Annotated in this window: 17 protein-coding genes; 9 read left to right on the forward strand and 8 right to left on the reverse strand. The window is 40.7% G+C overall.

Annotation, left to right across the window (positions count from 1 at the left end; all coding sequences use genetic code 11):
* Positions 1-16: 16 nt before the first annotated feature.
* Positions 17-649, reverse strand: a complete 633-nt coding sequence (locus tag D1814_RS13570; RefSeq protein WP_118493138.1) for an XrtA/PEP-CTERM system exopolysaccharide export protein — start codon at positions 647-649, stop codon at positions 17-19.
* A 151-nt stretch (positions 650-800) separates the two neighbouring features.
* On the opposite strand from D1814_RS13570, the gene D1814_RS13575 reads away from it, so the two are divergent.
* Genes D1814_RS13575 through D1814_RS13610 form a run of 8 tightly spaced genes read left to right on the forward strand, consistent with a single transcriptional unit; the run spans position 801 to position 10,480 of the window.
* Positions 801-2,213 (forward strand): TIGR03013 family XrtA/PEP-CTERM system glycosyltransferase, encoded by a 1,413-nt coding sequence (locus D1814_RS13575; RefSeq protein ID WP_118493140.1) that lies wholly within the window; start codon positions 801-803, stop codon positions 2,211-2,213.
* A 30-nt stretch (positions 2,214-2,243) separates the two neighbouring features.
* Positions 2,244-3,608, forward strand: a complete 1,365-nt coding sequence (xrt, locus tag D1814_RS13580; RefSeq protein WP_118493142.1) for an exosortase — start codon at positions 2,244-2,246, stop codon at positions 3,606-3,608.
* Positions 3,605-4,684, forward strand: a complete 1,080-nt coding sequence (locus D1814_RS13585; protein ID WP_118493144.1) for a GNAT family N-acetyltransferase — start codon at positions 3,605-3,607, stop codon at positions 4,682-4,684. The genes xrt and D1814_RS13585 overlap by 4 nt, the downstream gene beginning before the upstream one ends.
* Entirely contained in the window at positions 4,684-6,030 is a 1,347-nt protein-coding gene (locus D1814_RS13590) for an O-antigen ligase family protein (RefSeq protein WP_118493146.1), read from the forward strand. Before D1814_RS13585 ends, D1814_RS13590 begins: the two co-directional genes overlap by 1 nt.
* Positions 6,031-6,047: 17 nt before the next feature.
* Positions 6,048-6,968 (forward strand): glycosyltransferase family 2 protein, encoded by a 921-nt coding sequence (locus D1814_RS13595; RefSeq protein ID WP_118493148.1) that lies wholly within the window; start codon positions 6,048-6,050, stop codon positions 6,966-6,968.
* A gap of 1 nt (position 6,969) precedes the next feature.
* On the forward strand, positions 6,970-7,911 hold the full coding sequence (locus D1814_RS13600; protein WP_118493150.1) for a sulfotransferase family protein: 942 nt from the start codon (positions 6,970-6,972) through the stop codon (positions 7,909-7,911).
* Entirely contained in the window at positions 7,911-8,840 is a 930-nt protein-coding gene (locus D1814_RS13605) for a glycosyltransferase family 2 protein (RefSeq protein ID WP_118493152.1), read from the forward strand. Before D1814_RS13600 ends, D1814_RS13605 begins: the two co-directional genes overlap by 1 nt.
* A gap of 56 nt (positions 8,841-8,896) precedes the next feature.
* Positions 8,897-10,480 carry a hypothetical protein gene (locus D1814_RS13610; RefSeq protein WP_147402512.1) on the forward strand — a complete coding sequence of 528 codons (1,584 nt, stop codon included), beginning with the start codon at positions 8,897-8,899 and terminating at the stop codon, positions 10,478-10,480.
* Here D1814_RS13610 and D1814_RS19725 read toward each other — a convergent pair.
* Both D1814_RS19725 and D1814_RS13620 read right to left on the reverse strand, forming a co-directional pair.
* Positions 10,477-11,013, reverse strand: coding sequence for an acyltransferase (locus D1814_RS19725; protein ID WP_118493156.1), 537 nt, complete (start codon positions 11,011-11,013; stop codon positions 10,477-10,479). The two genes, D1814_RS13610 and D1814_RS19725, sit on opposite strands and share 4 nt — an antisense overlap.
* An 84-nt stretch (positions 11,014-11,097) precedes the next feature.
* A complete protein-coding gene (locus tag D1814_RS13620; protein ID WP_118493158.1) occupies positions 11,098-11,946 on the reverse strand; it encodes a sulfotransferase family protein in 849 nt (282 codons plus the stop codon).
* A 208-nt stretch (positions 11,947-12,154) separates the two neighbouring features.
* On the opposite strand from D1814_RS13620, the gene D1814_RS13625 reads away from it, so the two are divergent.
* Entirely contained in the window at positions 12,155-13,594 is a 1,440-nt protein-coding gene (locus D1814_RS13625; RefSeq protein ID WP_118493162.1) for a lipopolysaccharide biosynthesis protein, read from the forward strand.
* 197 nt (positions 13,595-13,791) lie between these two features.
* Here D1814_RS13625 and D1814_RS13630 read toward each other — a convergent pair whose 3' ends face one another.
* Genes D1814_RS13630 through D1814_RS13650 form a run of 5 tightly spaced genes read right to left on the reverse strand, consistent with a single transcriptional unit; the run spans position 13,792 to position 19,269 of the window.
* Positions 13,792-14,910, reverse strand: coding sequence for a glycosyltransferase (locus D1814_RS13630; RefSeq protein WP_118493164.1), 1,119 nt, complete (start codon positions 14,908-14,910; stop codon positions 13,792-13,794).
* The gene (locus D1814_RS13635) at positions 14,910-15,953 is read right to left on the reverse strand and encodes a glycosyltransferase family 4 protein (protein ID WP_118493166.1); all 1,044 of its coding nucleotides are present in this window, start codon (positions 15,951-15,953) and stop codon (positions 14,910-14,912) included. Before D1814_RS13635 ends, D1814_RS13630 begins: the two co-directional genes overlap by 1 nt.
* A 1-nt stretch (position 15,954) precedes the next feature.
* Entirely contained in the window at positions 15,955-16,935 is a 981-nt protein-coding gene (locus tag D1814_RS13640; RefSeq protein ID WP_118493168.1) for a polysaccharide deacetylase family protein, read from the reverse strand.
* Position 16,936: 1 nt separating this feature from the next.
* On the reverse strand, positions 16,937-18,100 hold the full coding sequence (locus tag D1814_RS13645; protein ID WP_118493170.1) for a hypothetical protein: 1,164 nt from the start codon (positions 18,098-18,100) through the stop codon (positions 16,937-16,939).
* Entirely contained in the window at positions 18,097-19,269 is a 1,173-nt protein-coding gene (locus D1814_RS13650) for a glycosyltransferase family 2 protein (protein ID WP_118493172.1), read from the reverse strand. The genes D1814_RS13645 and D1814_RS13650 overlap by 4 nt, the downstream gene beginning before the upstream one ends.
* Position 19,270: the final 1 nt, after the last annotated feature.

A 19,270-nucleotide genomic window follows, 5' to 3' on the forward strand; every position in this document is an offset into this window, starting at 1 on the left:
CGTTAACTGCTTAGAACTAAAACCATGCTTCCGGGATGATAACTATATCGCCCGGTAAAATATCGACGTTTTTAGAGATGTCGCCACTGCGGATGAGGTCATCTATATCTAAGGCAAATGTTGTTTGCTTCCCATCAACTACACGAACCAGTTTTGCTCCGTTACCGTGTGCAAACTCGGTTAGACCTCCAACAGCTATCATAAGATCTAACAAAGTCATGTGCTCGGTATAGTTGACCGCGCTTGGATTAGTAGCTTCACCGATTACACGGACTTGTTCGCTGAGCGGGCCAGAAAACTTGTTAACACTTACGGTAACGCGAGGACTATTGATATACGTAGATAGTTGCTCTTCAATCTCTCGCGCTAGCATAGAAGGGGTTTTACCTGCTACATCAATATCTTCAACTAATGATGTAGTTACTTTTCCATCGGGACGAACCACGAACTGTCCAGAGACTTCAGGGTTCCTCCATACAAAGATTGTTAAGGTATCACCTGGGCCTATCAAGTATTGATATTGCTCAACATCGGTAGTAAGAGATGCGCGGGTTGTAGCTTGAGGCAGCGTCGAGTTACTCGAGCATCCAATTAATACAGTGCCTAGTGCTACTGTTGCTACAAAACGAAACGACTTAAAGCGGTACATAAGAGATCATCCTACACTCATATGGTTAATTTTTAGCGTGCTTTTTTGTTTACCCTACGGGAGTTGACACTATAATGCCAACAACAATTCTAGTCTATTAGAATAAATCCATTTATGATGGAGATTATAAAGTAGTTTTGGGAGGCCAGGGGTGGCAGTAAATAAGCGAAATCAAAATAAACGCTCCAACATTTTAGTTATAACGGAAGCATTACTAATCGCGTACATTGGGTATATTACTCACTTTATATTGACGCAAGTTGGGCTATCTTCAGAAGTTCCTGTTGAAAAATTGTTAGTTAATACTGGGTTGCTAACAGTATCTATCTTGCTTTGTTCCCTGTCTGTCGGGCTATATGAGGCAAAACTTCGCGAGACATTTAGAGGAATAATACGTCGAATCTTTGTCAGCGTAGGGCTAAGTTACTTCTTAGTTGAAGTTGTCAGTCGTGTTTTGTTTGACCACTTGCTGATGGATAGCTATTTTCTACCAGCTTCAGTGTGCGCGATCATTATAACGCTCGTTGTATTCAGGTATTTTACAAACCGTTTAGGGTTACTAGGTCTTGGTAAGGTTAGGATCATAGTGCTGGGCGCGGGTGAGCGTGCATCTATTATAGAAAAAAGAATGCGCCGTGACGTCGACCGTATTGGATTTGAATTGGTCGGTTTTATACCAATTCCAGGCGATAATCGAGAAGACGGTATACACAAAGAAAAAATTATTCATGTCAAAGTTGATGAAAATTTCCAGCAGTTCATCGTGGACAATGACATCGAAGAAATCGTTATAGCGTGCGACCAGCGGCGTGGTACTTTGCCAGTTGAAGTATTATTTGATTGCAGACTTCGAGGGATAGAAGTTACTGAGCTCCTTGACTTCATGGAACGTGAAACTGGGCAAATAGTAGTTAACCTTATGTATCCGAGCTGGGTGATTTACTCTAATGGCTTTAAGAGCCAAAACTACTTACGCGATGCCCTAGATTACACCGTAAATGCTATCTTAGCCTTTATAATACTTTTTTTCGTATGGCCTATAATGCTAGCCACCGCTATTATTATTTATCTCGATGATGGGAGACGAACTGGTGTTTCGGTTCTCTACAAACAGGAACGAGTAGGTTTGAATGGACAGCTTTTTAAAATACTTAAATTTCGAAGTATGCGTCCTGACGCTGAAAAAGATGGCGCTAAGTGGGCGAGTAAAAACGACGACAGGGTTACGAGAATAGGTCACTTCATTCGTAAATATCGTGTGGATGAATTACCTCAGCTGCTCAACGTTTTTAAAGGTGAAATGTCATTTATAGGGCCGCGTCCAGAGCGCCCTCAATTCGTTGAACAACTTGTCAGAGAAGTTCCTTATTACAACCAACGACACAATGTGAAGCCAGGCTTAACAGGGTGGGCTCAGCTTAATTACCCTTATGGTGCAAGCGTCGAAGATTCTATGGAGAAACTTAAATTCGACTTGTACTATGTAAAGCATCAAAGTTTACTTTTAGATATTCTTATTCTTATCAGAACGGTTGAAGTAGTTTTGTTTGGAAAGGGAAGATAGCGGTAGTTGAACTTGCAGGGAGAAGTCGCAATGGATTTGAAGGTTCACAAGTTTTTTTGGGTTTTACTGTCTATCACCGTGCTGTGGTGCTTAGCCAACTATCCAATAATGGTATCGCTTTGGGAATATAGTTTCGATGATGGAACGTACTCTCACGCCTATCTGGTTCCTTTTATCATTGTTTACCTCTTCTATATACTTGAACAAGAAAACCGAGTGCTCTTCCGCGAGCGACCTAGCTTGCCTTGGCTTGGCCTTTTAGCGATATCAGCCATAGGGCTAGTGCTTACTACCTGGTCACAGATAAGCTTACTTTATTGGGCTGCATCGTTAGGGACTTTGATTTCACTTGCTTTTTGCATTTTTAGATTCAATGTTTCAACTTTATTTCCCTTTTCCTTTCTTGTGTTCATTTTTCCCTTTTGGGGAGCATTAGCAATCCCGTTACAAAGCTTATCAGTCTATGTTGTTACTGCGCTAATGGGGTTAACCAATATCCCTGTTTATGTAGAGAATGAGTTTGTTACTATCCCGGCAGGAATCTTTGAAATAGCAGAAGGTTGTAGTGGATTAAGGTATGTGATCGTTTCTGCAGCAATCAGCAGTTTGTATGTTTTTTTGTATTTAAAAACATTACGCTCTGCATTGATATTCACTTCTGTTGCTTTAGCTGGTGCGCTCGTAACGAATTGGCTAAGGATCGTTGCACTTATTGTAATAGGCCATGAAACTGAAATGCAAAGTAGTTTGATGACGGATCACAATAACTTTGGTTGGTACATATACATTCCTGTCGCTATTTTCCAGTTTTATATAGGTAGGAAACTTGAAGATAGGGAGCATGCGGCAGGAAAAAGCGGAATAACCAGTAAACGCGAATTAAATTCGCCTCTATCGCGTAGTGCGCTGTTCATCGCAAGTGGGCTCTGTCTAGTGCTATCCTCTAGCGTTGCCTTGATGGTTGCAGAAGATGTGTCGAATGAGGATTGTTCGGCGGCGACCCTAACCATAGAGCCTCGAATATATAACTATGCGAGAGTTTGCAGTGCAACAATAGAAGATATTGAGCTCGTAAATTTTGAGTTCGACGGTGAGCACTTAGATGATAAAGCATCTTATTATTTGAATAGTCCCATACCCGAAGGGTTTCACACTGTTCGAAATCTTGATAGTGACAAATGGAATGCTCGGGAAATCAGTGACCGACGAACGAAGCGTTTTTTGATTGCTTATCGATATGGCACATCATCCGGTTTTTACAAGTCGCTATTCAGTCTAAAAAAATCTCGACTTAAAAATGCGCTATCCGGCGATATGTCATCAAGTATTCAATGGATAATAGTACCTTGCGATTCTAGTTGTAACCTAAGCAATATCGAAAGAGCGCTGCAGTGAAAAGTGTGATAAGCACACGAATAATAAATAATATTCATGAAATGAAAGCTATTCGCTCTTCTTGGATAGAGTTGGAGCGCAACGCCCAGTTTAAAAGCGCATTTAATAGTTTTGATTGGGTATCGACATGGGCTGAATTTTACAGAGAACATATCGAAAAGCTGCTCATTTTTACTAGTTGGGATGCTGAAGCTCTTGTATGCGTATTACCACTCTATATAAGCAAAAGTAATTTAAAAACCGCTTGCTTTATAGGTAGCTATGAACCAACAGACATTGAGACCTGCAGTGAAGCACAGGATTTTTTGATACGCTCTTCAGCAGTTGATCTGAGCGAACCTATGTCGGTCATTCAATCAACAATGAGAAAAGAAGGATTAACTTCCATTCGCTTAAGTAATGTGAGCCCGAATGCATTGATATTGAGCGCAGTGCAAAGAGGTGATGTTCCCACAACATTTAGTCCTGTTAGAAGGCGCTATCTTGTCGATATTCCTGATGGCGCAGAAAAGCTTATACGAAAAACGAAAAGGCTTCAGAATGCTGCGCTTCGGGCAGGGATGCGTATTTGCCAAGTAACAACTGAAGACGACCTTGAGCGAGTATTTGATGCGCTAATCACCCTTAATCGGAAGAGATGGACAAGTAGAGGTTATAAAGCGATATTCGACGCTCACGTTTTTCGTGAATTTCACCGTAATATTGCTCGTAAGCTATTGAGTAAAGGTAATTTATCTATGCTGTATTTGGAGCAAGGAAGTGAAGTTATCGCAGTAAATTATGGCATACGCTCAAACAATACCGTTATTTTTTACCAAAGTGGTTTCGACGAAGACAAAAAGCCTAACGTATCTCCCGGTAAGTTGTTGCATAGCGCACAGGCCCAAAAGGCTAGAGAACAGTTGCTTTCTCATTATGACTTTATGTCTTCATCATTTAATGAGACCTATAAACAGAGTTTAGCATCGAGTTCCGAGCCTGTTTATGAAGTAGAAATACATAAACATAAGCTTACCTGGGTGTTAGCTAAATTTAAGGTTATTGCCAGAAACATAAAAAGGCGTTTAGTTTTCTAATGGTTGGAGTTACCCAGAAAAATGCGTCGTTTGGCGCAAGTTCATCTACATCTGACGCTAAGTTCGGCTTTTTCTTACTTTGTGTCTATACCGCGTTAGTTCTTATAAGACCACATGAGTGGCCCGTACTCAATGTACAATTTCCACTGCTTAGAATAGTCCTAATAATTACCTTTTTTGCTTATTTAGTTTCATTGAGGCCAAAGGCATGGAACGTTCAATGCACTATTTTAATATTGATGTTCTTTTCGATGTTTCTTTCAGAAGTCCGAGCGTCACGTTATTTTAATGACCTTGGATATGTTATCGACTGGATCAATGCGAATATTATCCCCTTCATTCTCTTCTTAGGCTTTCTCACATCCTTCGGCCGACAAAAAGTCATTCTATTTATTTCTTTAGTTGCTTGCGTGATTATGTCTCAGCACGCCTACGTTCAGATATCTTCGCCCTTTGGAGAAGGTTGGGCTGAAACCGTTATTTACCGGAATGACGGGCCAACTCAAATGGCACAAGCACGTTACATTGGGGTCTTCAATGATCCTAATGATATGGGTATGTTCTTAGTTATGAACATACCCATCGCAATTTTCTTCATGGTAAATTCTCAGCGTTTTCTCATGAAGATTATGTGGCTGGCAGTCGCAGGAATATTGATGATGGGAATTTACTGGACAGGGAGTCGAGGTTCGCTAGTGGGGGTAATGGCTGTTCTATTTTCATTTTTCTATCTTAGGTTCGGTCGCGTAAAATCTTTGGTGCTAGCAAGTCTTTCAGTACCAGGCGTAATTATCGTTATGAGTTCATTCAGATCAATAAGCAAAGACGATGAAAGCGCCATGCAACGTCTGACAGCGTGGTATGAGGGCATTCAAATGTTGCTCCACAGGCCACTGTTTGGATTTGGAAAGGAACGTTTTCTGGAATATCACTACAAAGTCGCCCACAACTCATTTGTCACTGTGATGGCCGAATTGGGAGTTTTAGGCTACATGTTGTGGATGACTTTTATTCTTCTGTGCATGGTCATGTTACTTAGAGTCATAAATCTTAAGAAAACGGAGCACGCCAAAGACCCTAAACTGTCCCGTGAAATATCGCTCGCTATATTTTTACAAGTTTCACTTATTGGGTTTTGTAGCACGGCTTTCTTCATAAGTAGAAGTTACGTAATCTTTTTCTACATCTTTGCAGCTATGACTTCAGCGTGTTTTATTCGCGTATCAAGGCAATACCCCGATTTAAATCTATCGCTTACACCAAAAACTATTGTCCAAACTTTTGTCCTTAGTTTAATGAGCTTGATAGGTTTATATCTAATAATAATATTTTTGATGAGGCTTTAGTCCTCAAGGAGTAAGAAGTGAGCAGCGTAAAAGCAAGTGTAATCGTGGCTGTCTACAATGGCGCGAAGACACTTACCAAAACAGTTGAAAGTATATTGTCTCAAACCTACGATAATTTTGAACTGCTCCTTATTGATGATGGGTCTACTGATAAGTCTCATGAACTTATTAAGAAATTTCTTGACGACCATCGCGTTAAATACTTTAAAAAGCAAAATGGTGGCGTAGCGTCTGCTCGAAATTTCGGTATTGCACGAGCAACTGGCGAAGTCATTGGCTTTTGCGACCAAGATGATCAATGGCTTCCCCAAAAGCTTGAAAAACAAATTCCACTTTTCAGCGACCCCGATGTAGGGTTGGTTTATAGCTGGGTGGACATTGATAAGCATGGCAAACGAGAATGTTCATCCCCTGAGTTTGAAGGGGAGTGTTTTGAAGCGCTTCTGAATAGAAATTTCGTCTCTTGTTGTACCGCTATGGTCCGAAGGACAGTGTTAAATCAGGTGAATGGGTTGGATGAAAGCCGAGAACTGCATGGTGTGGACGATAGGCACCTTTGGCTCAAGGTCGCAAGGACATCAAAACTTGCCGTCGCTAAAACCCCATTAGCAATTTACTTTATTCATGGAGAAAACTATTCTTTGGATAATAAAAAAATGTTAATCGCTGACCTCTCCTGTATTGAAAAGATAGCGTCTTTAGAAGACCTAACTCCTCGAGAAAAGTCACTCTGCAAAACCGCCAAATACAATGCTTACAAGCATTACGGTAATAATTTTTTATATAGAAATTCACCACAATTATCGGCAAGCTGCTTCTTATCTGCTTGGAAAGTAAAGCCTTGGCATTTAGAAAACCTAGTTGCAGCGTCATTATTATCGGTGATGCCTTCTAACCTACTCATTAAATTGAAACAAACCAAAAATCGAGTCCAATAGAATGCAAAATAAAGCACTTATCGTTATAGGTATGCACAGAAGTGGAACATCCGCGCTTTCTGGTTTACTTGATGAACTGGGTATTTTTATGGGCAAAACTTTATTCGCAGCACAGAAAGGGGTAAATGAAAAAGGCTTCTTTGAAAATGCGGAATTGGTAGCCCTCAACGATCTCATGTTAGATGAACTAGCATCTTCTTGGGATAACCCTATAGCGGACATTTGCGATTATTCTATCGGCAAGGAGTCTTTTTTTATAGAAAAAGCTCATTCTTTGCTTAAGAACGATTACGATAATCAAGCTTTTTGGGGAATGAAAGACCCCAGAACTACCTTGTTACTTCCTTTTTGGAAAAAGGTCCTTGAAGAAAATGAAAGGGTATTACCTCATTATATATTGATGCTGAGATCTCCTTTCGAGGTATTCGGTTCACTCAAAAAGCGAGATGATTTTTCTTTGGAAAAGTCACTAATGTTGTGGATGAATTATACCTTGAGTGGGTACTATCACTCAATGCATGCACCTCGATTGATTGTTCATTACAATCAGCTCTTATCATCTCCTGAAACCGTGGCCAAAAACATTGCTGCATTAATCGACAAACCTTTTGATATCGCTGCTTCACAGTTGTCTTTCGTAGATAAAAAGATGCGGAATCAGCGCACTGAGCCTACTTTAGAAACTCCGCTTGCTGTAATGGCGCAGTCAGTTTATGAACAGCTATCGAAAGAGAAAGTAGATGAAGCAGAACTAAATAAAATCAGAAATGATTACTTGAGTTATCAATCTAGTCTATCCAATGTATTAAAAGAACACTTATTGGCAGTAAAAAAGGAAGAAGTGTTTTATAGGAAATTATTCGTCGATGCATACAATTCATTTTGGTGGAAATGCAGTTGGCCAATCAAGAAAATAGAAGAGTTGATTAGAGGGAAAAAGTGATGAGACACGTCGTTGTGGGGGTTATAACTTGTAGAAGGCCTGAATGGTTGTCTCGACTCCTCGATAGTCTACTCAAACAAGAAGTGCGAGAGGAAATAAAGGTCACGATTGCCGTCGTTGATAATGCAAATGACGACAAAACCCGAAAAGTGGTTGAATCAAAAAAAGTTTCAAGTACATCGATTAACCTTCTTTACGATATCGAGCCTAAGCCTGGGATAGTGTTTGCAAGGAATAAATGCGTTTCCCTATGTCAGTCATTGAATGCTGACTTTCTAGCCTTTATAGATGATGACGAATGGTTAGAACAAGATAATTGGATTAACACGTTGCTCGAAGCATCTGAGCGATACAACTGCGATATCGTGACCAGTCGAGTTGTTTCAGTTGGAGAAAGTGGCACCCCTGATTGGGCTGTTAACCTCATTTACGGGAAAAACCCTTACGAGGAAGGGGAGCAGCTACCAGTGTTTTATACCAACAACTTACTGCTTTCAAAAAGCGTTATTGCGGCCACAGTCCCCTGTTTTGATAAACGTTTTGCCATGACGGGAGCCAGTGATTATCATTTTGCATTAAGGTGTAATCACCTTGGGTTTCGTTGCGTGTACACAGAGGCTCCTGTACACGAAGAGTTTCCTAAGAGCCGAGCAACGATTAAGTGGTTTTGCAGAAGGGGGTTTCGTTCCGGTATAGGATATACGCGATCTCACCTTTTTGAAGAAACGTATGTCAAAGCGCTAGTTCGTGTTACCTTCATGACCATGGTCAGATTGGGGCGAAGCCTTTTGAGTTTCGCACAGGGCATCGTTACACTGAACAAAACAAAATTAGTAGACGGCCTGTTTCGACTTTGTTCTGCGGCTGGTTCAGTTGCTGGCTTCTTCGGTATCAAACATGAAGAATATAAAGTTATTCATGGTAAATAATTCAGCTCTGTGATTTTAGGATAACGAAATAGCGGTTAAAGTTTACGAGGCTCTTTATGCAACGTTTTTACACTACAATACTCTTTCTCGTAGCGCTATTGAGCGCTCATTGCGCCCTAGCCTCGGAAAGTGACTGTATAGAAAAAAATATTTCAGTGTATCAGTGGGGGGTGAGGCACTATGCAGCGATGCCAGCAACACTATCGGTTCCGCCAGGTAATACACTTGATGCCTGCATTAAACTCACGGGTATTGGCACTAAACCTCTTGAAATAACGCCTAAGCATTACGATTTATCTGTCAACGGTGGTCCTTTTATAACAGGCAAGACGTTACAAATATTCGATAATGATGTGCTGCGTATAAAGCTTGTAGCACCCGCAAAACCCAATGACCACAAGGTAACTCGTCTTGAGTTTTTTGAAACTGATAAAACTATGCGACGAGATGTCTTGCGAATTGCCTGGCAAGTTCAAACTGATAACAGTAATACACTCCCTACCACGTGGTATGTAGGTTCAGACAAACGCTTTACTCAAGTATCTCAAGTTCTGGCGAAAGTACGCAGTGGTGATACAATCGTACTAAATAAAGCTGAAGTTTTTGAGCCATTTGAAATTAAATTTGTTTCTGGAAGTAAAGAATATCCAATTACCCTGACTTCGAATGCAGAAAGCGCAAATGAACGTCCGATCATAAGTGGTGGGGTGCCCCGTTTTGGCTGGGCCGTTGGTTTACGTTCATCTCATTTCTGGGTAGTTGAAAACATTGTAATTAAAGATGCTGCAGTATGTTTCCGAAATGAATCTCACGGTACGGTTTTAAGGCAAGTACTTATAAAAGGTTGCCATATCGGAGTGATGGGAACGGACTATAATGCTGGCAGTTTGACGGTTACTCACTCGGAGATTACTCAAAGCGGTGGGAGAGAAGCGGGTAAAAAGTGGGGCCACCCTATTTATGTGGCAAGTGACCCCCATACTTTTCCTAAAGCACAGCTAGTTTTAGCGCATAACTTTATACACAATAATCAAGGAAACAACGTAAAGTCCAGATACGAAAAAAGCCTCATACATAATAACTGGATAGAAGCCGGCAACGATAATCAAGCCCGTTATGTGCTTGAGTTAATTGGTTATGATGGACACTATGATTTTATGGGTCAAGAATACGTTGTGCAAAATAATTTCCTTATTCACAATCGATATGGCTTAGGAAGCAGAGTTGGAGGCGACGGTAAGGGACCATCCAGGGGAAGCGTATCGTTTAAAAATAATTTATTTATAATTGGTTCGGGCTTTTCGTTTCCGCTTATTAGAACTTTTCAGGGACTTGGTGAATTAAACGTATTGAATAATACTGTAGCGTATACAGGAGAGACAGCTCCTATTACTTTCGTGCAGGATGAGTTAAACAATACGGATTGGCTAAACGGTAAGGCTAAAATATCTGTTATTGGTAATACCGTTAATCAATCAGTTACTTTGCTAACTACAATAGAGCGCAGCAGCAAAGCCGATCAAAGTTTAGTTGAAATAGAGCAAAACCGTAATCTCGAGCCTTTACAGTTATCAAGAGATATCCTCAATTCAAATCGTCCCAACCCCGAAGAATATATCAGTGACATAGGGTTGAACTAGACAACGTAACCTACGTCTTTCTCCATGTCTTTATTCATAGACGCTTTAAGGTGAGAGGGAATATTATTTTCCGCGGTATATTCAGCACCGAAAATGGGAGAATTTTCCATTTCCGCACGCTTTTTTTCAATATACGCATCATAAGAGCAAATGTGGCGAGCGGGCACGCCTCCGAAAACGCTATTCGAAGGCACGTCCGAGCTTACAACACTGCCAGCACCAACAATGACCCTATCGCCTATTGTAACACCTGGTAATACAATACTTCCTGCCCCGATAAATACCTTATTTCCAATAGATACCTTTGCTAATCGTGTATACCCTAATTCGTGTTTTGTACTGGCGTCATGAGCGAGAATATGAACATTTGGAGCCAAGGTTACATTATCGCCTATGGTAATGTGCCAAGCGTGATCTGGGTCAATGATTACACCGCGCAACATATTAAAATGCTTGCCAATTTTAGCGCCATTTTGAATTGCTACGTTGACAGGGCTCACCGGACGCAATTTTCTTAAAATTTTTCTAATCATTTGGCTTCCTTTACGTTTACTCAATTTGAGTAAGTACGCACTGCAGTACCTAATTTATTATCATTAGAACCTGACGTATTAAACCTACTTTTTCCAATTTTGACTAACTAGGAAACAGTCTGCGAATTCACTTTGCAATTTACAAAAGTCTTCCTCGAAAAGTACGTGCAACTGCGCGTAAGTTTGTTCATCTAGTGAGGGTACAGGCTTTGTAGCAGAGTTCTTTATACTGGCGATAACCTGGCCTGGCAAAACGCTTTTTAGAAACTTAGTGACTCTTTGTATATGCGCGGGGTTAATATGTTTTAGAACGCTAGCAGCTCCCCGCCACTGGTAAGATTTATTTTTAGTTTTTTCTGTTTCACCATGCTGCATTTCAACAGGAGAAAGTGAGAGAAAAGTGAGCAATTGTTGAAACACTTCATCAGTATTATTCACAAAATCTTCAAAGAACAAAACTCGAATCTGTGTTTTAGGAAATACTTCCGCTATTGCGCTTAATTGCTGATAGTAACAGGAGCCATTAAAGTGAGGTGAATTAGGCGATGAAATAGCCTCTAAAGGCTCACCTCTTTCTACGCCGTTTCTAATATAGTGCCAATACGACGACCAAGCACGCTTGGCCGGATCTCTTACTAGATAAATAATCTTGGCAGTTGGATCAACCTTAAAAAGTCGATTAGCAATGTCAACAGTATCGGATGTTTCGGTATACGAAGTCGACGCATCAACTCTTACTGAGGACGTACTATCAAATAGTGCATCGTACTGTTGCAGGCTACTTTCATTTACTTCATGAATTGCGAAAGTATCAGGCTCTTTTCCTTTAGCGAGCGACACATCGGGGTGTAAATCAAGAAGATCTGCAAGTTTTGTAGTTCCCGACTTCGCAGCCCCAACAAGATACGTATACCTTGCCTTTACATTTTGCATTTAAAAAGTCTCACTCGTTATAAATTGATGTACTCATATGCATCAATATGAAAGAATAATCGCGATATCATACAGTTGTATCTGGCTAAGTAAAATAAGGTTGAAGCATCTTCGTGTAATTTTTATCTGTTACTTTGAATGTTATGACTCGAGAATGAGTTCGTTCATCTAGTTTGAGCTAAACGTATTTTTCAACCGAGAAGGTGCAATGAGAGAAACCGTACTCCACTCCCTTAAATGGGTCGCTTTTGGTAAAGCTATAGGTCAGTCTGTAAGGTGGGTTACCACTATTTTCACCCTGCAATTCTTGTTTCCTGAAGACTATGCAGTAATAGCACTTTCAACATTTTTTATGGCGCTTTCATGGTCATTTAGCCGAGGTGGCATCGCTCCAGCGCTTATCAGAGAAAAAAATATCGATGACCACCTGGTAGGGGAGTTCTTCACTTTATCAATAATCGCACACTTTCTGCTTTTCATCCTTTTGCAAATACTCGCGGAGCCGTTAGCGACATTCTATGGAGACGCGCGACTTGAAGATGTTATAAGGGTCACCTCACTAACTTTTATCATTTCATTGATAGGTTTTATCCCAAGTACTCTGCTAAATAGAGAAATGCTGTTTAAAAAACTCGCCATGGTAGATGCAATTGCAGAGTCTATAGGAGCATTGGCGACCGTTACTTTGGCTTGGTTGGGTTATGGTTATTGGTCTATTGTATTTGGCGTGGTGCTCACAGAGATTCTTAAACAGGTTGGATATTTATTCAGATCACCTTCTTGGATTTGGCCTAAAAAGTTTACTGAAAGAATTAAGAATACTTACGAATTTGCGTGGCGCGCTGCTACTCAGTCAGCATTAGGCTATATCATTTTTAACGTAGATGTTGCTATCGCAGGTGTCTTTCTTAGCATTACTGAGTTGGGAATTTATCAATTCGCTGTAGTATTGGCGATGATGCCGGCGGCAAAAGTATTGCCAATGCTTCGACAAATCGCTCTACCGGTATATGCAAAGATCCAAGATGAACCTGCGTCATTAGAATGGTACTTCCTTAAAACTCAGCGTATCAGCGCGTTGATTTTCGTTCCTGTATTCTGGGGGATGGGAGGGACTGCGTTTGTACTTATTCCAACAGTTTTCGGAGAGAAATGGAGTGATGCAGCTATGGTTATTGCGGTTTACTGTATTTCTATGCCCATTAAAAGTTTACAGCAACTTTTTAATCCGCTTATGAAAGCAACAGGTCAGATGAAAGTAGTTCTTTCTAATACATTCCTGTATGGCGCTATTCTTATACCAAGCTTTTTTATGGGCGCTCAATTTGGTGGGGTAGGTATAGCCACATCATGGTTGGCCGCTTTTGGTTTTGCATTCTTTCTGGCGACCTACCGCTCATGCAGAGCGCTTAATATAAGTTTTAGACACTATCTTGGGAGTATATATAAAGTGCACCTCTACGGTGGTGCTATGGCGACGGCATGTCTACTCATAGGGCACTATCTTGACATGATCTATCCACTAGTTACATTGAGTGTGCAAGTAATATCTGGTGCGCTAATTTATATAGGTCTCGTTTGGTTATTTTCCCGTGATTATTTAAAAGAAATCATTGAAATGTTTAGAGGTAAAATAACCAAAGCTTAGACGACTTAAACGGATACTTTGCAACTTCTCATGCCAACTACAGATACTTATTTTCTTTTAAAGTTAGAAAAGACGATAAGCATTTTATCCACTAAAAACCGACCACTAAGTTTGGGTAGTCAGTACCCAAGCGTAGACGTCGCATGAAAGCAGCTCATATGGTCAATCAAGCGACATTACTAACTAAATTTGTGTATTTAGCGAAATAGCGACATAATCCGCGTTGCTGCGTTGTGCCATGTGTATTTTAAAATAGAATCTTTAATGAGCTTTCTATCCCACCCAAACTTGTTCATACTTAGCAAAGCTTGCGTAACTGACTTGGTACATTGAGGAGCGATCAAAACGCCACCTAAATTTGGTACCAAAACTTCAGATATACCCCCTACATCAGTAGCGATAACGGGTGTCCCTGTTGCTAAGGCTTCCATGATAACATTAGGAACCCCTTCTCTATAACTTGGCAATATGAGTGCGTCTGACTCATGAAGCTCGTTCACAAGCGATTGGTGAGGTATGGCGCCGAGTAGTGTCACAGCGTGCTCAAGAGACTTAGCGCTTATCAACTTTTGAAGTGCTTCTTTACTGCCACCTTCTCCTGCAATACGCAAAGTCATCATTTGGCCATTGAGCATCGCTTTTTCAAAACCTTCAATAAGCTCAAATACCCCTTTAGTTGGAATAAGAGAACCAACAAACAGAAGACGCTGCGTTTCGCTAGAAAACGGTGTGGTGTCTCTGAGCGTAAATACGTCAAAATCGACCCCGTTATAGATAACGTGAGGGTTTACCTCTGGTACGTGTTTTTTTACCACTTTAGCGAGCGCTTTGCTTTTTGTCGTTACCGCAGTACTCTTTTTAAACGCCCAGCGCATCTGTTTTTTGTGCAAAGGCTGCTGCATCAGTGCATTAACATCACTGCCTAAGCATTCAATGATGAGTTTGTATTTAAAAACGCTTTTTCCCAGTGCTGCAACGACAGCTTCAGCATAAGCCCAGCTAGCTATTACATTTTCACTCTTAGCTAACCAAACCAAAGGTTTTACACAAATAATAAGTGACAACAACAAGAAGAGAGGGTGTAAAGAGGTAAGAACTTTAGGAATATAAAAAAACGGAAATAAACAAAAGCCTTCAGGACTTCTGTGACCGTTAATCACAACCTGCTTGAAATAGGTAAACCAAGGAACAGGCATCAGAACTTTAACATCGGCATGTGCTTTCAGGTGCCTAATTTCCTCAAAGTTGTATGTCGCTCTAGCTGGTTGCCATGGAAGAGGATGCAGGTTAGTGAAGAAAAGAATAGATTTTTTCATTATCGATATGCTGCTTCATAAATCGAGGATACATCATTAATGGCGTAATTCTGATTAACAAATTCATATGCGCTCAGCCCAACGTGTTTTAAGCTGTCTCGATTATGTATTTGCGAAAGTAGCAGTGTATGCCAACACTCAATATCATCAACATTGTAAATAAACCCATTTTCCCCATGTTGAATAAGGCGAGGAATTTGACCAACGGAAGTAGATATCGCAGGAATGCCCCGAGCCATAGCCTCTAGCAAAGACATAGGTAATCCTTCAGTGGTTGAGTTAATTAATAGAATATCCTGACGCTCATAAATGGCATCTTCGTCTAACACTTCACCGTGCAGTGTTACGGAATCGTGTAATGCGTATTTCGTGATGAGATGCTCTATGGCACTTCGCTCAGGCCCATTCCCAAACACATTTAACTTTGCAAACTGTCTAAGCTCATACCGAGCGAAGGCTTCTACCAATTGTGCAATGTTTTTAAGTGGCACAAGTCGACACACAGTACATAAATTTAAGATTGGCTGTTCTGCGATATTTTGGGGAATAGGGGGGCAATAAACGCCATTACTAATGACGATAACGTCTTGTGGCTTCCACTTATAACGTTTGTAAATCCCCTCTCTAATGCTTTCAGAAACACCAAACACTTTGTCGATATAAAGTTGTGCCAGTTTGTGAGATCCCTTTACAAACCCAATAGGAGGTTCAACTTCACCGTGGATCGTATAAATCACTTTTTTAAAGAGTAGAATGGGGAAAATAGGTGCAAAGGCTTTTATCACCGCCGGGGAGTGAATATGAACTGTGGAAAAGCCGGCTAAATAACGTGATGCCTTTATAAGGCGCGTAATAATATTTCCTTTAACGTTGATAACCTCAACGCCGAGTGATTCTATGTCATGTTGAAACGCGTCGCTTTTATCACCAAACGATAAAACTTTGACATCGAGGCCTTTTTGACTTTGTACCTTAACCAGGTTCTTAACACATTTTTCCGCACCACCAACTTTCAAACTGCTTACGCAGTGTAAAATACGCATCCTAATACCTCTTGGCGTAACTAAACATGCGCTTTATATCTGCGATAGACATTTCAGGAGCGATGGGGAATCGATGGAGATCATATGGGTTAGTACTCGGGATTGTATTTATGCCAGGTTGAAAATTAAATGCGAGTTCGTAACCGGTATCTTTTAACCCTTCTATTACCCTTTTATCATAGGTCGCCTTACTCCCTACAGGATAAGAAAAAGCTGAAATATCGCACCCTAAATTGCTCTCAAGCAGAGCTTTTGAGTGACTCAACTCATAAAATAACTCATCTTCTGAAAGCTTAGTTAATATATCGTGATTGTGTGAGTGAGCTCCGAGCTCCATTCCAGATTCGACTAACGTATTTAAATGATGCCAATCCATAAATTCTGCACGAGGGTAGCCGTCTTGATGATGCAACGTTTGCTCAAGCTGACTAATCTGTTTTTGGGCGGGTAGTTTACAGTTTTTGACAGCTTGTAGTACGGCTCGAATGAAACGTTCCTGACAATTTTCAAATACTACCTCATTTCGCCACGCATCAAGATGCACTCGATTAGGTGTGTGACGCTTAATAAGGTAGGCCACTTTGTCCCACCAGGGTACATGCCGGCTTCCTACTAGGCCCGTTGCAATGAAAAAAGTGGCTGACACATTGTTATTACAAAGCACGGGTAAGGCATTGCTAAAATTATCAATATAACCGTCATCAAATGTTAAGCACAATAGCTTAGATTTTGGCTTCTTATTGTTCGATAACAACTCGGTCAATGCCTTGAGACTAATTATATCAAAATTTTGTTTAAAAAATTTTATATGGGCATCAAGCTCTTCAGTAGTGCACGAATATACACACGGATCAAATTCCGTATCTTTACGATTGCCTATCCGGTGAAAGTTTACGCTGTAAAGGCCGTTAGGAGCTGTGCGCCACGACAACCCGTCTAGGCCCAGCATGCGCCCTGCTTTCATTTTTATTTTTGACAACATGCTACGCTAGCTTTTTGAACGCTGGGGGAGCAAGCACATAGTCTCGGAAATGGTTTGGATTGCCTTCTTCCCCAGCTTCAGCTGCTTTTATGATGTTATACATTTCTCTAGCAGAGACGTAATGTAGGGCGTAATTCTTTCCATCGTTATATTTAGAGGTTAAATGTCGATGCATTTCCTTTATAGGCTCGCCAAGTAATGTGTCCATATCGCCATCCTGAGCTCCGTGGGTGTGTACTTTTATAAATATCCATTCAGGTTTTCCTTCGACATGAATAGCTTGATCGACCCACAAATCAACGCGATTAGGTGTCGGAGGAAACGTTTTTCTAACATCTGAGTTTTCGATTTGAGGGAAAATTCCTTTCTTTCGCACTTTCCAATTTAAACCCAAAACTCCTTGGATAAGCAGTAGGTCACCCCAAGCCTTGCCACCTTTTACGATAGGTCGTCCGGTTTCATACGACTTCGGTTTCTCAGGATCGTCTTTCGCATAGTAAATGGTATTTAACATAGCGGGTTGCGATTCATCGGGGGATGGAAACGTGAAATCGGCGTAACACCCGGTTTCTCGAAGTACAATAAGCTCATCGTTTACACCGCACCATTTTCCTTCAGGGTGAGAGTTATCTAACACCCAGTTTCCATGTATAAAGGCGTAAACGGGTTTGCCTGTCTCCGGGTCAACGCTTAATGCATTATGTTCTTCGTGAAGACATTGGGCAAAGCCAGAGAGGGTTTTTCTTAAGTTATCGCTAGTATCATCTTCATGATGTAGGTGTATCTCTATCTCGCCAAAACCTTTAGCACATAAATCGGAAATTTTATCTAAATGTTCTTTTCGATACTCCTCTTCGGGAAAGAAAAAGCTATGTTTTGGATGATTTCCGTCTGCATCAAGAAATTGTGAGGCCATTTTAGGGTAATCAACCATCCATCGGTCCACACGTTGCCGCTCCAATTCAATGTTATCTTTATTTTTCCACTGAGGCTCATAGTGGTCTACGAAGCAAAACATGACATGCTGCGTACCACTTACAGTAGGCTTTTGTGTAAACCGGCTTTTTGTGTAGTTCCAAAGCCAACTCTGCATTTTCTTTTTCTTTACAATGGCAATAAATGCTACTGAGAGTAATACTAAAAGTGCTAGTGTAAGCGCGATCATCTAGATGTCCTTTGCCATGTCGCTGATAGGTTAGAGGATAAAAACTTAATGTAACCTCTGAAAAGGGATATATTCATTGATACAAAAAATGTTATTAGACTAATAATATTTCCAACTATTGGAACGTTTTTGAATATTCTCAACTCGCCTAGCAACCAGAAAGAATAGAACGCTAGCTGTCCAAATAACATTACCGTATATAAATAATTAGTGTGCCACAAGAGTACAACGTTGAGAAGCAAGGTAATTATCATTAAATGAGGAACAAACCAGCGGATTACCTTATGGCTTAGATAAGAAAACCAGCGCCATTTATAGCGTGGATTAAGCAACCATGTTAAGCGGGACAATGATTGATAATTGCCAGCGCCTATGCGAATGCGTCTGCCTGCTTCTTCCTTTAAGGTCGGTGCGATCTCTTCTGTCGCCAACGCCTGTTTATTATAGATTATTTGATATTTTCTTTTGGCTACGTTCATCACAATGCAGAAATCATCTATTATCGTGTTGTCCGGCAATGGTTCGTAAAGCGAGGTTCTAATCGCGTAAATCCCACCGTTAGCACCAAGGAGAGCATCAATTTTCGATTCGTGTTTTTTCAAAAATTGTTCATATTTCCAATAAATGCCATCTTTATTGTCGCCTGAAAAAGCGTCTACAAGGTTAAGCTCGCCACATACGGCACCAACTCTTGCATTTTCAAAAGGTGAAACCAAGTTGAGTACAGCATCATTTGCAAACATGGTATTGGCATCAGAGAATACGGTTATGTCACTTTTAACACGCTCAAGCAAGTCGTTGAGTACATTGATTTTTCCCCGGTTTTCTTCAAAACAAAAAACGCAAAGACGTGGATCGCGAAAACTGCTAATTATACTGTCGGTTTTGTCGGAGCTACCGTCTGAGGCAATGAGAAATTGTATTTTTTCATGGGGGTAATCAAGTGATAACAGGTTTTCTATGCGCTCACCTATACAGCTTTCTTCATTATACGCGGATATCACGACTGACACCGAAGGTAATTCACCACCCTCAGTTATCACATTATTCTTGACTTGCTCGCGTTTAGAAAATGCTTTGCTGAAAGAATATAGTACAACCGGATATAATAAGTAGCTGTAAAGAATGAGGAAGATGGCCAACCAAAATAAGAATTCTATGTACTTCATG

The organism is Alteromonas sp. BL110 (genome assembly GCF_003443615.1).
In the GTDB taxonomy this organism is placed as follows: domain Bacteria; phylum Pseudomonadota; class Gammaproteobacteria; order Enterobacterales; family Alteromonadaceae; genus Alteromonas.

Bases quoted from the DNA above. Each gene is read 5' to 3' on its own strand.
- D1814_RS13570 (WP_118493138.1), bottom strand. From the start codon at position 649: ATGTACCGCTTTAAGTCGTTTCGTTTTGTAGCAACAGTAGCACTAGGC.
- xrt (WP_118493142.1), top strand. From the start codon at position 2,244: ATGGATTTGAAGGTTCACAAGTTTTTTTGGGTTTTACTGTCTATCACC.
- D1814_RS13590 (WP_118493146.1), top strand. From the start codon at position 4,684: ATGGTTGGAGTTACCCAGAAAAATGCGTCGTTTGGCGCAAGTTCATCT.
- D1814_RS13600 (WP_118493150.1), top strand. From the start codon at position 6,970: ATGCAAAATAAAGCACTTATCGTTATAGGTATGCACAGAAGTGGAACA.
- D1814_RS13605 (WP_118493152.1), top strand. From the start codon at position 7,911: ATGAGACACGTCGTTGTGGGGGTTATAACTTGTAGAAGGCCTGAATGG.
- D1814_RS13610 (WP_147402512.1), top strand. From the start codon at position 8,897: ATGCAACGTTTTTACACTACAATACTCTTTCTCGTAGCGCTATTGAGC.
- D1814_RS19725 (WP_118493156.1), bottom strand. From the start codon at position 11,013: ATGATTAGAAAAATTTTAAGAAAATTGCGTCCGGTGAGCCCTGTCAAC.
- D1814_RS13620 (WP_118493158.1), bottom strand. From the start codon at position 11,946: ATGCAAAATGTAAAGGCAAGGTATACGTATCTTGTTGGGGCTGCGAAG.
- D1814_RS13625 (WP_118493162.1), top strand. From the start codon at position 12,155: ATGAGAGAAACCGTACTCCACTCCCTTAAATGGGTCGCTTTTGGTAAA.
- D1814_RS13630 (WP_118493164.1), bottom strand. From the start codon at position 14,910: ATGAAAAAATCTATTCTTTTCTTCACTAACCTGCATCCTCTTCCATGG.
- D1814_RS13635 (WP_118493166.1), bottom strand. From the start codon at position 15,953: ATGCGTATTTTACACTGCGTAAGCAGTTTGAAAGTTGGTGGTGCGGAA.
- D1814_RS13640 (WP_118493168.1), bottom strand. From the start codon at position 16,935: ATGTTGTCAAAAATAAAAATGAAAGCAGGGCGCATGCTGGGCCTAGAC.
- D1814_RS13645 (WP_118493170.1), bottom strand. From the start codon at position 18,100: ATGATCGCGCTTACACTAGCACTTTTAGTATTACTCTCAGTAGCATTT.
- D1814_RS13650 (WP_118493172.1), bottom strand. From the start codon at position 19,269: ATGAAGTACATAGAATTCTTATTTTGGTTGGCCATCTTCCTCATTCTT.